The following is a 15665-nucleotide window of genomic DNA, read 5'->3' as shown; positions in this document are numbered from 1 at the left end:
GGAATTCGTCGCGGCTAGCGGGGCCGCGCGAGGGTCGTCTGCGCGACGCGGCCGCGCAAGGTGACCGACTCGCCGAGTGCCCAATGTTCGGCTTCCGCGGAATCCGCGGCCGCGACGGTCGACGCGGACGCGAGCAGCAGGCCCGAATCCTGTTTGGCGAGTTCGCAAAGCCGCGCCGCCTCGTTGACCGCGTCGCCGATGACGGTGAACTCGTAGCGCTGGTGGGCGCCGACGTTGCCCGCGACCACGCGTCCCGCCGCCACGCCGAGACCGGCGGTCAATTCGGGGATCTCGCCGAGGCGCGCGCGGATGGCGCGGGCGCAGGCCAAGGCGGCGCCCGGGGCGTCGGGCAGCGGGCTCGGCGTTCCGAAGACAGCGAGCGCCGCGTCGCCCTCGAACTTGTTGAGCAGCCCGCCGCAGCGCTCGACCTCGTCCACCACGATGCCGAAGAAGCGGTTCAGCAGCGCGACGGTCTCGGTGGGCGGGCGGGTCGCGGTCATCGTCGTCGAGCCGATGATGTCGATGAACAGCGCGGCCGCGTCGGTCTCCACCCCGCCGAGCGCGGGCTCGGCCGCCAGCGCGGCGTCCGCGACGTCCTGGCCGACGTGCCTGCCGAACAGGTCGCGGATCTGTTCGCGCTCCCGCAGCCCGTGCACCATGTGGTTGAAACCGCTTTGCAGCTCGCCCAGTTCGGTGCCGTCGTACACCGCGAGCCAGACGTCCAGATCGCCCTTCTCCACCTGACGCATCGCCTGCCGCACGCCCTGGATCGGCGCGACCGTGGCGGCCAGCGTCTGGGTCGTCAGCAGCAGGCCGAACAGGAGCGTGGCCCCGCCGAGGGCGAGCACGCAGACGGCGAGCCGCTCGACGCTCACATCCGAGCGGGCCAGCGCGAGCACCGCGATCACCATCAGGCCGCCCACCGGCACGCCGGAACCGAGGATCCAGGCCAGCAGCGAACGGCCGAAGACGCCGATGCCGCGCCGGCGGTGGGCGGGCGCGGCCTCCAGCACTCGCGTGGTCACCGGCCGCAGCGCGAACTCGATGATCAGGTAGCTGTTCGCGCACACCACGATCGCGCTGAAACCGACGGCGAACGCGATCTTCGCGATCAGCTCCGGATCCGCCAATCCGTACAGCGTCGTCAGGACGACGAGCCCGCCGAACCACAGCGCGGCCTGCTGCACCACCAGCTTGCGCGGCACCGCCGCCGCCGCGGACTGTTCGGCCTCGGTGGGGACGTGGTCGGGATCGGTCGCCCAGCGCAGCGCGCCGAGTCCGCGCGTGGTGCCCCACCACACGCCGAACACCGTCGCCAGCCCGGCGTACACGGGCGCGGCGAGCACATCCAGCAGCAGCAGGTCGCGAGTGAACACCGAGGGGCCCGGCAGCACGAACCCGCCGAGCGCGAGCGAGACGACCATGCCGGTGAAGTTGGCCAGCAGCAGCGGCACCGTCAGCAACAGTTGGATACGGATGCGACGCACACCCGAGGACTCCTGGGTCGACCCGAGCAGTCGCGAGCCCCATGGCGCGGGCGTCTTGGCCGTCACATCACGCACCGACATGCGTGCAGACTAGATCGCCGCGCGCGAAGCCATGTGCGGACGTCACCACGGTTGGACGTAGCCCAATGGCGGCGGCGCCACGATGAGGCTTCCGCACGAACGGCACGCTGCCGCCACCGCGTGTTCCGCTCGGTCAGCGACCGGGCGGAAGTTCCCGCTGACCCCGCGGGCCAGGCAGTTCCCGCTGCTCGCGGGCGGCCAGTTCGTCACGGTGTTCGACGGGCGGCAGGCCGTACGTCTGCTGCCCGTAGCCCAGCGCGGAATACCGCGGGTCGTGCGGCGACGCATAGTGCGGCGGGGGGTAGTGGGCGTCGACCACGGACGACGCGATGCGGTGCGCGTGCCATGCCTCGGGCGACCCGGGCGGCAGCTGGTAGCCGACGGGCGGGGCGACCGCCTGCTGGGCCTGCGCGTGCGAGTCCTGCGAGTCCACCGTCACCTTCCTGGTGCGGCGCAGCGTGAAGGTGATCTCCTCTACCTCTTCGAAGGCCTGCCGCGCCGTGCGCAGCGGGTGGGTCGCGGTGTCGATCGCGTTGGCGACGAAGGAGGGCACCAGCGGGCGGATCCAGCGCGCCGCGGTGTCGGTGAACGGCACCGTCCCGATGATCGGCAGCTCCAGGCCGCCGCCAGCCTTGGGCTCCGCGGGCCGCGCAGCAGGAGCCGGTGCCAGTGCGCCCGCATTCGCGGTGGGCGCCAGCGCGCCCGCGCCGACGGTCGCGGGCAGGTTCGGTGTCACGATCCCGTCCTGAGACACGGAGCTGTCCTTTCGATCGGCAGCCGGTGCGGCTGGCAGGGCGTGTGGCGTCGGCTTTTCCAGGCCGCGCGGTTCGGTGATGCCGATCTCCAGCCCGCCGATGGCCGCGATGACGCGGGTGCGCTGGCGCTCCCTGTCGATGGCCGTGTCGGCCTCCGCGGCGAGCCGGGCGGCGGTGAGTTGCTGTTCGGCGCGCAGGTTCTCGGCCTCCGCGCGCACCTCGGCGCGCTTGATGGCGATCGCCGCCTCGGCCTCGCGTTCGGCGCGATCCACCACGGCGCGCGCGGCGGCGTGCCGGTCGAACGAGGTCTCGCCGCGCCACCAGCGCAGCAGCAGCGGGAGCAGGGCGAGCAGCACGAAGGCGAGCAGCGTCGCGAGACGCAGCAGCAGCGCGCCGCCCGACGCCGCGGTGTGGTCGTTCATGGCGACCCAGCGCGCGCCGAGGCCGCGATCGCCGTCCGTGAAGGCGGCGGATCGGGCTGCGGCCGTTGCGCTTTCGGCCTCGGCCAGGCGCTGATCCAGCTGCGCGGCGCGATCACGGGCGGCGGTGTGCCGGTCGCGGGCGTCCTGGAGCATCTCGTTGGCGGTCTGTGATTCGGGACCGCGGCCGGGGACGCCGGTGATCCGGGTCTGCGGGCACTCCGGCGTCGGATTGAACTCGCACCGCGCGATCACCAGCATGCGGTCGATATCGGCCTGCGCGGCGGCGATGGTCTGGTCGAGCGCGGTCCGGTCGGCGCGCGCACGGTCCAACTCGGCGCGGGCGGCGGCCACCGCAGGGGCGGATTCGACGGCCGCGTGTGACTTCTCGTCGAGCACCCTGTCCACCGAGCCGTCGAACAGCGCCGTGCCCGCGAGTTCGGCGAGCAGCACGCCGAAGACCACGGCCACCGCGACGCGTCCGGCCAGCCCGAGCCGGTCCGGCATCCGCCCCGGGCGGGCGGTGGCGAGTGCGCGGCCGACGGTGCCCGCGAGCAGCGCGACGATCAGCGCGAGCGGCACGATGGCCAACAGCGGCCAGCCGTCGGTCGCCGCCAGCGCCAACGTCGTCACGACCCCCGCTACCAGGGCGAACAGGGCGACGGAAGCTCCGGTGACGGCGTAGCTCGCGCGTTCGTGGCGTTCGGTGAGTTCACCGGTCTGACCTCCGCCGAGCCAGGTGAACAAGCCGGTGACGGTCATGGGGATCTCACATCCTCTACGTCCCAGTCGTTTGGCAGCTTGGCGAAACTGTCACAGATTCGTTGTCTCAGCGTGACAGGCAAGGGCCCGACACACCGAGTACGGCCCGGCGGATGTGTCGAGGCTCACAGCGAAGGGGGTTCGGGCGTGCCGTTTTCCGCGCCGAGCAGTGTGCGCGGAGTCGGCGCGGAGGCCGTGGCTTCGCCTTAACCTGGCAGGGTGAGTCGTTGTCGGGCGAACGGGTGGGAGCATGCGCGCACTTGCGGTGGCACTGCTGTCCGCGGCGCTGCTCGTGTGGGCCGCGGGTAGCGCGAGGCCGGTTCCCGGCGAGCCGGTGCCCGGGTCGCTCGAACCGCTCGTCGCGCTGATCGCGCAGCGCATCGACACCGCCGACGCCGTCGCCGCGGCCAAATGGGCGCACGCCGCGCGCGATGGCTCCGTCCCGACGATCGACGACCCGGAGCGCGAGGCGGCGGTATACGACGCGATGGCGCGCCTCGGCGCCGCGCACGGGCTGTCCGAAAACTGGGTCAGGAGGGTGTTTTTCGGCCAGATCGAGGCCAGTAAGACCGTGCAATACGGCCTGATCGCGCGCTGGCGGTTCGACCCAGCCGCCGCACCGGCCGCGCCACCGGACCTGACAGGCGTGCGCCCGACCATCGATCGGCTCAACAAGGCGATCATCGATCAGCTGGCCGAGCACCGGGCCGAACTCGCCGCGCCGGACTGCATGGAACGGTTGGCGCCCGGCGTTTTCGCGCACTTCACGACCGCCGATCCGCTGCACCGGCTGGCCTTGATTCGGGCCGCCTCGGCGCTGTGTTGAAGTGCGCTGGTGCGGTTGTTGATGAGCGCTGGCGCGGGGGTCGTTGAAGTGCGCTGGCGCGGGTGTTGATGTGCGCTGAACGCGCTGTGTCGAAAATTACTGATCTTGTTTGCTGAAAATGTGCTGAAAGCCACAAAGGGCAAAAGAATCCGGACGGTCGGATACCGTCCGAGGCTTGTCACACCCCTGTCGTAAATATCTCATCAAGGCCGTTGACGAGTTAGCCGTGGCACAAGGGGTTTGCCGTCCTCCGGCCGGGGGAAATCATCTTCGATGCAGGTGAGCGCCTGTTCTCGGGGTCGAAGTGCCTCGTCGGACGCTCTGTCGGTGGCTCATCGCCGCCGCCCGGCACCGAGTGCCGGGGGATCGATCCAGGTCCATCCGCTGCTTTACACTGGACGACGCGCACACGTGGAGGACCGAAATGAAGAAGCCCAGCTAGACCAGGTTATTAGTGCTACCTAAGTTGGTTGGGCCCCGGACCTGACTTATCGTTTGCTCTTACGCCGAACACGAAAAGTTCGGCACCATCGCCCGCTCGGGCTCACCAAGTAGGTGCCCAGAGTAGCGGGCGAGCACCCGCACGGAGGTAAGGAACACGTAAGCGTTCCGTTACCGACTAGCACCCACTACGTATCCATCGCGGGTGGACAACTGGAGACGTGACTGCACGCCGGAAGACCATCAGCGCGGCTGGATTCCGGAACGTACGGGCGCAGTCTTGACGGAGGCGTTCGACGAAAGGCCGTTTTTTCTTCGAAGGCCACTTTCTTGAAGGCAGAGGCATGACGCAACTTCCTGGCCACAGGTCACCTGGACCCATCGGTCTCTACGACCCGGCGAACGAACACGACGCCTGCGGTGTCGCATTCGTCGTCGACATGCACGGCCGCCGCAGCCGCGACATCGTCGACAAGGCTATTACGGCACTCTTGAATCTGGAGCACCGTGGTGCCGCCGGCGCCGAGCCGAACTCCGGCGACGGCGCGGGTGTCCTGATCCAGATCCCGGACCGTTTCTTCCGCGCGATCGTGGACTTCGAGCTGCCCGCCGAAGGTGCCTACGCGTCCGGCATCGCCTTCCTCCCGCAGGCCCGCCGCGAAGCCGCGCGCGCCGCCTACGGCGTGGAGAAGATCGTCAAGGAAGAGGGCCTCGAGGTTCTCGGCTGGCGCGAGGTGCCGATCGACGAGTCGTCGCTCGGCGCGCTGTCGCGCGACGCCATGCCGACCTTCCGCCAGATCTTCATCGCCTCGCCGAAGGGTGCCGCCGAGCAGCTGTCCGGCATGGACCTGGAGCGTCGCGCCTACGTCATCCGCAAGCGCGTCGAGCACGAGCTCGGCTCGCAGGGTGCGGGCGAGGGCGCCGTCGGCAAGGAGTCGGTGTACTTCCCGAGCCTGTCCGGCCAGACCTTCGTCTACAAGGGCATGTTCACCACGCCCCAGCTGCGTGCCTTCTACCTGGACCTGCAGGACGACCGGGTGGAGTCCGCGCTCGGCATCGTGCACTCCCGGTTCTCCACCAACACCTTCCCCTCGTGGCCGCTCGCGCACCCGTTCCGCCGGGTGGCGCACAACGGTGAGATCAACACCGTCACCGGCAACGAGAACTGGATGCGCGCCCGCGAGGCGCTGCTGAACAGCGACGTCTTCGGTACCGACTCCGCGGGCAAGAACCGCCTGGAGAAGATCTTCCCCGTCTGTACCCCGGGTGCGAGCGACACGGCCCGCTTCGACGAGGTGCTGGAACTGCTGCACCTCGGCGGTCGCAGCCTGCCCCACGCCGTGCTGATGATGATTCCCGAGGCCTGGGAACGCAACGAGAACATGGACCCGCAGCGGCGGGCGTTCTACGAGTACCACTCGATGCTGATGGAGCCGTGGGACGGCCCGGCGTCGGTGTGCTTCTCCGACGGCACCGTGATCGGCGCCGTGCTCGACCGCAACGGCCTGCGGCCGAGCCGTATCTGGGTCACCGAGGACGGCCTCGTCGTGATGGCCTCCGAGGTCGGCGTGCTCGACATCGACCAGTCCAAGGTCGTCAAGAAGGCGCGTCTGCAGCCGGGCCGCATGTTCCTGGTCGACACCTCCAAGGGCCGGATCATCTCCGACGACGAGATCAAGACCGAGCTCGCCGCCGAGCACCCCTACCAGCAGTGGCTGGACGAGGGCGTGACCCGGCTCGCCGATCTGCCCGATCGTCCGCACGTGCACATGTCGCACGACCGCGTGCTGATCCGCCAGCAGATCTTCGGATACACCACCGAAGAGCTGAACCTGCTGATCTCGCCGATGGCCAAGACCGGCCTCGAGGCGCTCGGCTCGATGGGCACCGACACCCCGATCGCGGTGCTGTCGGCGCGCCCGCGTCTGCTGTTCGACTACTTCTCGCAGCTGTTCGCGCAGGTGACCAACCCGCCGCTGGACGCGATCCGCGAAGAGGTCGTCACCAGCCTCAAGCGCAACATCGGCCCCGAGGCCGATCTGATGCACCCCGGCCCCGAGTCGTGCAAGCAGATCGCCATCGAACAGCCGATCCTGGACAACGACGAGCTGGCCAAGCTCGTGCACATCAACGACGACGGCTCGCGTCCCGAGCTGCGCTCGGTGGTCGTGCGCGGCCTGTACCCGGTGAAGAAGGGTGGCAAGGGCCTGCGCAAGGCGCTCGAGGCCATCAACACCCAGGTCTCGGCGGCCATCGACGGCGGTGCGCGGATCATCGTGCTCTCCGATCGCGAGTCCAACGAGAAGCTGGCGCCGATCCCGTCGCTGCTTCTGACCTCCTCGGTGCACCACCACCTGGTGCGCGAGCGCACCCGCACCAAGGTCGGCCTGATCGTGGAGGCCGGTGACGCCCGCGAGGTGCACCACATGGCCATGCTGGTCGGCTTCGGCGCGGCCGCGATCAACCCGTACATGGCCTTCGAGACCATCGAGGACATGCTGGAGCGCGGCGCGCTCGACCTCGGTACCGGAAGCCTGGAGACCGACTTCCGCAAGGCCGTCGCCAACTTCAACAAGGCGGCGGGCAAGGGCGTGCTGAAGGTGATGTCCAAGATGGGCATCTCCACCCTGGCCTCCTACAACGGCGCGCAGCTGTTCCAGGTGATCGGTCTGTCGCAGGAACTGGTGGACGAGTACTTCACCGGCCTGCGCTCGCACCTGGGCGGCATCGGCCTGGACGAGATCGCCGACGAGGTCGCGGCCCGGCACCGGGTCGCGTTCCTGGAGAACCGCAACGAGCGCGCGCACCGCGAGCTCGAGGTGGGCGGCGAGTACCAGTGGCGCCGCGAGGGCGAGTACCACCTGTTCAACCCGGACACCGTGTTCAAGCTGCAGCACGCGACCCGCTCGGGCCAGTACTCGATCTTCAAGGAGTACACCAAGCTGGTCGACGACCAGTCCGAGCGCCTCGCCTCGCTGCGCGGCCTGTTCAAGTTCAAGTCCGGTGAGCGCGCGCCGATCTCGATCGACGAGGTCGAGCCCGCCTCGGAGATCGTGAAGCGGTTCTCCACCGGCGCGATGAGCTACGGCTCGATCTCGGCCGAGGCGCACGAGACCCTCGCGATCGCGATGAACCGGCTCGGCGGCCGCTCGAACTCCGGTGAGGGCGGCGAGCACCCGGCCCGCTTCGAGGTCGAGGAGAACGGCGACTGGCGTCGTTCGGCGATCAAGCAGGTGGCCTCGGGTCGCTTCGGTGTGACCGCGCACTACCTGACCAACTGCACCGACATCCAGATCAAGATGGCCCAGGGCGCCAAGCCGGGCGAGGGCGGCCAGCTGCCCGCGCACAAGGTGTACCCGTGGGTCGCCGAGGTGCGGCACTCGACGCCGGGCGTCGGCCTGATCTCGCCGCCGCCGCACCACGACATCTACTCGATCGAGGACCTGGCGCAGCTGATCCACGACCTGAAGAACGCGAACCCGCAGGCGCGGATTCACGTGAAACTCGTCGCGGAGCCCGGCGTCGGCACCGTCGCCGCGGGTGTGTCGAAGGCGCACGCGGACGTCGTGCTGATCTCCGGCCACGACGGCGGCACCGGCGCGTCCCCGCTGACCTCGCTCAAGCACGCGGGCGGTCCCTGGGAGCTCGGCCTCGCCGAGACCCAGCAGACGCTGCTGCTCAACGGTCTGCGCGACCGCATCGTCGTCCAGGTCGACGGTCAGATGAAGACCGGCCGCGACGTCGTGATCGCCGCGCTGCTCGGCGCGGAGGAGTACGGCTTCGCGACCGCGCCGCTGGTGGTCTCGGGCTGCATCATGATGCGCGTCTGCCACCTCGACACCTGCCCCGTCGGCGTCGCCACGCAGAACCCCGTGCTGCGCGAACGCTTCACCGGCAAGCCGGAATTCGTCGAGAACTTCTTCCTGTTCATCGCCGAAGAGGTCCGTGAACTGCTGGCCTCCCTGGGCTTCCGCACGCTGGACGAGGCCATCGGCCGGGTCGACCTGCTCGACACCTCCAAGGCCAAGCAGCACTGGAAGGCCAGCAAGCTGGACCTGTCGCCGATCCTGGACGACGTCGAGACGGCGTTCATGTACCAGGACCGCCGCTGCACCAAGTCGCAGGACCACGGCCTGGACAAGGCGCTGGACCAGCAGCTGATCACGCAGAGCCGGGACGCGCTGGAGCGCGGCAAGCCGGTGAAGTTCGAGACCAAGATCACGAACGTGAACCGCACGGTCGGCACCATGCTCGGCCACGAGGTGACCAAGCTGTACGGCGGCACCGGCCTGCCCGACGACACCATCGACATCACGTTCACCGGTTCCGCGGGCAACAGCTTCGGCGCCTTCGTTCCGGCGGGCATCACGCTGCGCGTGCAGGGTGACGCGAACGACTATGTCGGCAAGGGTCTTTCGGGCGGTCACATCGTCGTGCGCCCGTCGCAGAACGCGCCCGCCGATTTCGTCGCGGACCAGAACATCATCGCGGGCAACGTGATCCTGTTCGGCGCGACCAGCGGCAAGGCGTTCATCAACGGCGTGGTCGGCGAGCGGTTCGCCGTGCGCAACTCGGGCGCCACCGCGGTGGTCGAGGGCGTGGGCGATCACGGTTGCGAGTACATGACCGGCGGCCGGGTGGTCATCCTCGGTGAGACCGGGCGCAACTTCGGCGCCGGTATGTCCGGCGGTGTGGCGTTCGTCTACGACCCGGAGGGCACGTTCGCCGCGCGGGTCAACCCCGAACAGAGCGACGCGATCGAGCAGCTCGCCGGTGACGACTTCACCTGGCTGCACGACATCGTCGCCGAGCACCGTGACCAGACGGGTTCGGCTGTCGCCGATCGCATCCTGAGCGATTGGTCGCAGCAGGTGAACCACTTCGTCAAGGTCATGCCGCGCGAATACAAGAAGGTTTTGCTCGCCATCTCCGAAGCTGAGAAGAGCGGCAAGGACGTGGACGAGGCGATCATGGAGGCCGCACGTGGCTGACCCACAAGGATTTCTGAAGCACACCTCGCGGGAACTGCCCAAGCGGCGTCCGGTTCCACTGCGCCTGATGGACTGGAAAGAGGTCTACGAGGACAAGTTCTCGCACGACACTCTGCAGACCCAGGCCAGCCGGTGCATGGACTGCGGTATCCCGTTCTGTCACAACGGCTGTCCGCTCGGGAATCTGATTCCCGAGTGGAACGACCTGGTGTACAAGGGCCAGTGGCGGGAGGGTATCGACCGCCTGCACGCGACCAACAACTTCCCGGAGTTCACCGGTCGGCTCTGCCCGGCGCCGTGTGAGGCGTCCTGTGTCCTCGGCATCAACCAGGACCCGGTGACGATCAAGCAGGTCGAGGTCGAGCTCATCGAGAACGCCTTCGACGAGGGCTGGGTGACCCCGGTCTACCCGACCCGCATCACCGGCAAGAAGGTCGCCGTCGTCGGTTCGGGCCCGGCCGGTCTGGCCGCCGCCCAGCAGCTGACCCGCGCCGGTCACACCGTGACCGTGTTCGAGCGCGCCGATCGCATCGGCGGCCTGCTGCGCTACGGCATCCCGGAATTCAAGATGGAGAAGCGCTTCATCGACCGCCGTCTCGCGCAGATGGAGGCCGAGGGCACCATCTTCAAGACCGGCGTGAACGTGGGCGTCGACATCACCGCCGAGCAGCTGCGCGAGCAGTTCGACGCGGTCGTGCTGGCCGGTGGCGCCACCCTGGCCCGTGACCTGCCGATCCCGGGTCGTGAGCTGGACGGCATCCACCAGGCGATGGAGTTCCTGCCCTGGGCCAACCGGGTGCAGCTCGGCGACGACGTCACCGACGCCGATGGCCTGCCGCCGATCCACGCCAAGGGCAAGAAGGTCGTCATCATCGGTGGCGGCGACACCGGCGCGGACTGCCTCGGCACCTCGCACCGCCAGGGCGCGGCGTCGGTGCACCAGTTCGAGATCATGCCGCGTCCGCCGGAGGAGCGCGCCGCGTCCACCCCGTGGCCGACCTACCCGCTGATGTACCGGGTCTCCTCGGCGCACGAGGAGGGCGGCGAACGGGTGTTCTCCGTGAACACCGAGCGTTTCGTCGGCGCGGACGGCAAGGTGACCGGCCTGGAGGCGCACGAGGTCAAGATGGTCAACGGCCGCTTCGAGAAGGTCGACGGCACCGACTTCACCCTCGAGGCGGACCTGGTGCTGCTGGCCATGGGCTTCGTCGGACCCGAGAAGCCGGGCCTGCTCAGCGATCTCGGTGTCGGCTACGACCAGCGCGGCAACGTCCAGCGCGACAAGAACTGGGCCACCAACATTCCCGGCGTCTTCGTCGCCGGTGACATGGGCCGTGGTCAGTCGCTGATCGTCTGGGCCATCGCCGAAGGCCGTGCCGCGGCCGCCGCGGTCGACCAGTTCCTCGAGGGCGAGACGGCGCTGCCCGCGCCGGTGACGCCGACGATGGTCGCTCAGCGCTGATCTAGTCGCACAACGCGAACACGAGGCGCCCGTGGACAACTCGTCCACGGGCGCCTTCGCGCGTTTGCTCGCTGAAATCGGACATCAGCGGGCCTCGAATGGCATCTGGGGCGCGCGGGCCCTATTGTGATCTTCGGCGTGCGGCGGGGCCTGCGAGATCCGGGAGTCGTCGGCACGTCACGTCGGCGGGTAACTCGAGTTGACCCTCCGTTCACTGGAACGACATTCGTGGCGTCCAGCATGTGAGCGGCAACTCGTTGGGGACGCCCCACACAACCGGGGCCAGGGTGTGAACTGGAGCAGTATGCAGTTGAAGAAGCTTGTCGCGGCCCTCGGCGCGTCCGCGACGATCGCGTCCGGCTTGGTGATGGGCAGCAGTGGGACCGCCGCGGCGGACAACTGCCCGACCCTCCATGTGGTGGCCATCCCCGGCACGTGGGAGACCGGTCACGACAAGACGCCGCAGCCCGGCATGTTGGCCGGCGTCACCCGTAACCTGCCGCGCTCGGTCGAGGTCGACTACGTGACCTACGCCGCGACCGCCTTCCCCTGGGAGGGCGAGGTTTACGGCAACTCGAAGAAAGAAGCCGTCAGCGCCGCGCGCGGATTGATCGGCGACATGGCGAGGCGTTGCGGTGCGACGGAGTTCGCGCTCGTCGGGTACAGCCAGGGCGCCGACGCCGCCGGTGATCTCGCGGCCGAGATCGGCACCGGCCTCGGCGTGGTCCCGCCCAATCGTGTCGCGGGCGTCGGCCTGATCTCGGATCCGCGCCGCTCGCCGACCGACATCCAGGTCGGCCCCGTCGCGCAGGGCGCGGGCGCCGGTGGCCCCCGGGTCGGCGGCTTCGGCTGGCTGAGCGATCGCACCCGCACCATCTGCGCCGTCGACGACCTGTACTGCGCGACCGCGACCGACGACTTCGTCACCCGTTTCGCGGGCTTCCTCGCCCAGAGCTCGGACGCCAATCCCGCCAACATCTGGCGGTACCAGCTCGAGGCGGGCGCGATCATCAACGATCTGATGGCGTTCGGCGGCGTGCCCCTCTTGCAGTCGCAGCTCACCGAGTCGGCGAACCAGCAGCGGGCCAAGGATCTGGAGCGCTTCTACCGTTCCCAGGCGCACACCGTGTACGGCAGCTACTCGGTCGGCGGCGGGCAGACCGCGATCTCCTGGATGCACAACTGGATCGCGGGCATGGCCTGATCGGTCCGTAAGCCACGACGAAGGCCACCATTCCGCGCGGGATGGTGGCCTTCGTCGTCGCCGGATCAGCCACGGTGGCCGGACGTGGTCGGCGGCATCACTTGCTGGTCGGCAGGGGGCTCCGCACCGGGCGACGTGGAGTCCGACCGGTGCGAATCCATGCCGCTGTGCCCTGGCTGACCTGGGAAGCCGTGATGCCCAGGATGATGCGGACGGCCGACATCCGTGTGTTCCAGCGCTGGACCCTCCGCCGCTTGCTGAACCCGAACGGCGTCGGCCGCGGGCGCTTGCGCACCGGCCGTAGCCGCCATCCCGGCCAGCGGAATCGTCAGCAGCGCGCCCGCGATGGCGAACCGGAGGGCCCCTCGGCGCATGTTCGATGTGGAAAGCATTTCGGAACTCCTTCTCTCAGAGCGCGAGTCGCGATGACTCACGAACTCTTATCGAAGGCCTCGGTGCTATGACCCGGATAGGACGAGTCTGGTATTCGACTGTGAGCCGAGGGGCCTTTCTTTGAATCTCCGGTCGTTGTTAACGGTGGCGCGCTGACCTGCGATAACGCGGGCGATATTGCGATGCAACGAGTTTCGCTCGATTCGCCGCCAGCGTTAACGGAGGTCGGCTTTCCCGCGATTCCGCGGACGGGCGAGAGGTCCCGCTCGAACCGTCGCCGTTGTCGCTGGCGGCGAACTTCGGTGCGATCCCGCCAGCGGATGTTGCGGGGCAACGAGTTCCGCTCGATTCATCACCGGCGTTAACGGTGGTGGACTTGCCCGCGATTCCGCGGCCTATTGCGCGGGATTCGTCCCGGTGCCAACGGGCGAGCGAAGGCCATGTTCCCCGCGCGGGACGTGGCCTTCGTCGTGGCGGCCCGTGGCTAGCTGCTTCCGAACGAGCCGGTCGGCGGAAGCGTCTGGTAGAAGACGCGCGGGCCCGGGCCGGGGAAGTCGTGCTCGGGACCGCGGAACTCGACCCGCGGTCCGCCGGGGCCGGGCCTGCCGGGGAACCCCTCGCCCGGATGCGGACGGCTGACATCGGCGCCCTCGAGCGGGATGCCCTCCGACACCTGCTGCACCTGGGTGGCGTCGGCGGGGGCTTCCGCGCTCGCGGTGGCGGCCACGGCGGCGAGCGGAATCGTCACCAGGGCGCCCGCCACGGCGATCCGGACCGCGCCTCGGCGCATGTTCGTCTTGGAAAGCACTCGGTATTCCCTTCTCTCGGAGCGTGAGTCGCGGTGACTCACCACTCCTATCGAAGGCGGCGGCGCTGTGACCGCGGTGCGACGAGGCTGGTAGTCGGCTGTGAACGGCGGAGCGTTCCTGTGAATCAGCGACCGATGTTGCGCGGCAACAGGTCCCACACGTGCCCGTTCTCGTTCACCGTGGCGGCGGTGCGGCGGCCGGTGCGGGAGAACAGGATTCGGGTGATCGAGCAGTAGTCGATCGGAAAGGTCAACGGCCGCGGCAGGCCGAGCACCTCCTGGAGCAACACGTTGATCACGCCGCCGTGCGCGAAGGCCAGCACGGTGTCGGCCGGGTCGGTGTTCGCGGCGATCTCCGTCGCCACCTCGCGCACCCGGTGCACGAAAGCGGGACCGTCGATCTGCTCGGGCAGGTATCCGGCCTTGATCCGGTCGTAGGTGTCGCGGAACTCCAGCTTGGCGTCCTCGATCGGAATGTAGGCGGGCAGGTCGCGATCGTATTCGGCCAGGTCGTCCACGATCTCCACCGGCAGCCCCAGCTTGGCCGCCGTCGGCGCCGCGGTCTCCCGCGCCCGCCGCTGCGGACTGCTCAGCACCCGTGCGATCCGATGGTGGCTCAACGCCCCGGGCACCCGCTCCGCCTGCTCCCGCCCCACCTCCGACAACTCCGGATCGGCGGGCCCGGACGCGTTCGACACCCGAACCGGCTGAGCATGACGAACGAGAATCAACTGCACCCACCCACTCTGCCGTATGCCCACGTGGCGGTTCGGATCAGGTGGCGTTGTCGGGGCGCGAAAGCTCGAGCCGCCGCGGCGACCGGGGCATTCGCCCTGCAACTCTGGGGTCCAGCTCAGTGCATGCTTTCGAATACCTCGAATCGAGACCCGGTGACATACTCGTAGCCATGACCGTCGAGTCGTTCCCGCAATGGCTGCGTCCGCCGCCCGGCGGGTTCGTCGCCGAGGATTTGGATCGCCTGCCCGACCTGCCACCGCACACCGAGTTGATCGACGGGAGTCTCGTCTTCGCGAGCCCGCAGGCGGAGTTTCACATGCTGGTCATCTCGTTGCTCGAATCGGTGCTGCGTCGCCTGGTGCCCGCAGAGATGCGAGTTCGGCGTGAGATGACGGTGACGCTCGGTCGAGACCAGCGCCCGGAGCCGGATGTTCTGGTGGTGCGAGCGAACATCGGTGGCGACACCAAGCGGACAACCTTTCGCCCCGAGGAAGTCGTGCTGGCCGTCGAGGTTGTGTCGGTCGAATCGCGATTTCGGGATCGAGAGCGTAAGCCGCAGCTGTACGCAAAAGCCGGAATCATGCATTTCTGGCGAGTCGAGGATATCGACGGCCGTCCGGTCGTCTACGCGTACGAACTCGACCCGGCGACAAGGACGTACGCGCTAACAGGCATCCACCACGACAAATTGCGACTGAGCGTCCCGTTCGATATCGACATCGACCTGACCGAGATCGCCCGGATGTAGGCTGGCGAGCCGAACCGACTCGGCAGCCGAACTAGGGCGGACCGAGCCGATTCCGCGCCGCACACGAAAGCCCGGGCTGCTTACGCGGCCCGGGCTTTTCGAATGGCGGAGCCGGTCAGTGCTGACCGTACGGGGGTTGACCCTGCGGCGGCTGGCCGTAGGGCGGCTGGCCCGGGCCGCCGTAGGGCGGCTGACCTGCCGGAGGCTGCTGGTCGTTCTTCTTGCGCTTGTTGAGCAGGAGGTAGATGCCGACCGCGATGGCGATGACAACGAGCAGGCAGCAGATGCCGCCGAAGATCAGGCCGTTGTTGCTCTTCTTCTTTTTCTTGGCCGTGTATTCCATCGCCGTTGTCCAGGTGTCCGGGCTCGCCCACACGGACGGATCCAGCAGGCTGGCATTGGTCAACAGGTCAACGTACATATGTCCCATCCCGATCGTCGTAGGTATCGGCCCCCTCCTCCCGAGGCCGAATCTCCAAGGTTATCGGCAGGACTCGATTACCGTTAACCCTTCGCCGATGCAATCCCTCATAGTGAGATCCTCGCGGCG

General features: G+C 68.5%; 11 protein-coding genes. 5 read left to right on the top strand and 6 right to left on the bottom strand.

Annotated features, from left to right (window positions below):
- Positions 1-14 precede the first annotated feature (14 nt).
- Both ABZV58_RS01595 and ABZV58_RS01590 read right to left on the bottom strand, forming a co-directional pair.
- On the bottom strand, positions 15-1568 hold the full coding sequence (locus tag ABZV58_RS01595) for an adenylate/guanylate cyclase domain-containing protein (RefSeq protein ID WP_354998247.1): 1554 nt from the start codon (positions 1566-1568) through the stop codon (positions 15-17).
- A gap of 133 nt (positions 1569-1701) precedes the next feature.
- Positions 1702-3504, bottom strand: a complete 1803-nt coding sequence (locus ABZV58_RS01590) for a DUF4407 domain-containing protein (protein WP_354998246.1) — start codon at positions 3502-3504, stop codon at positions 1702-1704.
- A gap of 250 nt (positions 3505-3754) precedes the next feature.
- Here ABZV58_RS01590 and aroQ point away from each other — a divergent pair, with 250 nt between their 5' ends.
- From aroQ to ABZV58_RS01570, 4 genes are all read left to right on the top strand, one after another.
- Positions 3755-4330 carry a gamma subclass chorismate mutase AroQ gene (gene aroQ / locus ABZV58_RS01585; RefSeq protein ID WP_354998245.1) on the top strand — a complete coding sequence of 192 codons (576 nt, stop codon included), beginning with the start codon at positions 3755-3757 and terminating at the stop codon, positions 4328-4330.
- A 785-nt stretch (positions 4331-5115) separates the two neighbouring features.
- Positions 5116-9762, top strand: a complete 4647-nt coding sequence (gene gltB / locus ABZV58_RS01580) for a glutamate synthase large subunit (protein WP_354998244.1) — start codon at positions 5116-5118, stop codon at positions 9760-9762.
- Positions 9755-11224 (top strand): glutamate synthase subunit beta, encoded by a 1470-nt coding sequence (locus ABZV58_RS01575; protein ID WP_354998243.1) that lies wholly within the window; start codon positions 9755-9757, stop codon positions 11222-11224. Before gltB ends, ABZV58_RS01575 begins: the two co-directional genes overlap by 8 nt.
- A 304-nt stretch (positions 11225-11528) precedes the next feature.
- Positions 11529-12428, top strand: a complete 900-nt coding sequence (locus ABZV58_RS01570) for a cutinase family protein (RefSeq protein WP_354998242.1) — start codon at positions 11529-11531, stop codon at positions 12426-12428.
- A 65-nt stretch (positions 12429-12493) separates the two neighbouring features.
- On the opposite strand, the gene ABZV58_RS01565 is transcribed toward ABZV58_RS01570, so the two are convergent.
- The 3 genes from ABZV58_RS01565 to ABZV58_RS01555 form a co-directional block, all read right to left on the bottom strand.
- Positions 12494-12820: a hypothetical protein gene (locus tag ABZV58_RS01565; protein ID WP_354998241.1), complete on the bottom strand. Its 327-nt coding sequence runs from the start codon at positions 12818-12820 to the stop codon at positions 12494-12496.
- A gap of 485 nt (positions 12821-13305) precedes the next feature.
- A complete protein-coding gene (locus ABZV58_RS01560) occupies positions 13306-13629 on the bottom strand; it encodes a hypothetical protein (RefSeq protein WP_354998240.1) in 324 nt (107 codons plus the stop codon).
- A gap of 125 nt (positions 13630-13754) precedes the next feature.
- Complete coding sequence (locus tag ABZV58_RS01555) at positions 13755-14366, bottom strand: histidine phosphatase family protein (protein WP_354998239.1); 612 nt, start codon at positions 14364-14366, stop codon at positions 13755-13757.
- A gap of 170 nt (positions 14367-14536) precedes the next feature.
- Here ABZV58_RS01555 and ABZV58_RS01550 point away from each other — a divergent pair, with 170 nt between their 5' ends.
- Positions 14537-15115, top strand: a complete 579-nt coding sequence (locus ABZV58_RS01550) for a Uma2 family endonuclease (RefSeq protein WP_354998238.1) — start codon at positions 14537-14539, stop codon at positions 15113-15115.
- A gap of 115 nt (positions 15116-15230) precedes the next feature.
- On the opposite strand, the gene ABZV58_RS01545 is transcribed toward ABZV58_RS01550, so the two are convergent.
- Positions 15231-15521 (bottom strand): hypothetical protein, encoded by a 291-nt coding sequence (locus tag ABZV58_RS01545; RefSeq protein WP_354998237.1) that lies wholly within the window; start codon positions 15519-15521, stop codon positions 15231-15233.
- Positions 15522-15665: the final 144 nt, after the last annotated feature.

Origin of the sequence: Nocardia sp. NPDC004654 (assembly GCF_040609595.1) — a bacterium.
In the GTDB taxonomy this organism is placed as follows: domain Bacteria; phylum Actinomycetota; class Actinomycetes; order Mycobacteriales; family Mycobacteriaceae; genus Nocardia.
Note: the sequence above shows the minus strand (reverse complement) of the source record. Positions and strands in the feature narration are given on the sequence as shown.

Bases quoted from the DNA above. Each gene is read 5' to 3' on its own strand.
- ABZV58_RS01550 (WP_354998238.1), top strand. From the start codon at position 14,537: ATGACCGTCGAGTCGTTCCCGCAATGGCTGCGTCCGCCGCCCGGCGGG.
- ABZV58_RS01590 (WP_354998246.1), bottom strand. From the start codon at position 3,504: ATGACCGTCACCGGCTTGTTCACCTGGCTCGGCGGAGGTCAGACCGGT.
- ABZV58_RS01595 (WP_354998247.1), bottom strand. From the start codon at position 1,568: ATGTCGGTGCGTGATGTGACGGCCAAGACGCCCGCGCCATGGGGCTCG.
- gltB (WP_354998244.1), top strand. From the start codon at position 5,116: ATGACGCAACTTCCTGGCCACAGGTCACCTGGACCCATCGGTCTCTAC.
- ABZV58_RS01570 (WP_354998242.1), top strand. From the start codon at position 11,529: ATGCAGTTGAAGAAGCTTGTCGCGGCCCTCGGCGCGTCCGCGACGATC.
- ABZV58_RS01565 (WP_354998241.1), bottom strand. From the start codon at position 12,820: ATGCTTTCCACATCGAACATGCGCCGAGGGGCCCTCCGGTTCGCCATC.
- aroQ (WP_354998245.1), top strand. From the start codon at position 3,755: ATGCGCGCACTTGCGGTGGCACTGCTGTCCGCGGCGCTGCTCGTGTGG.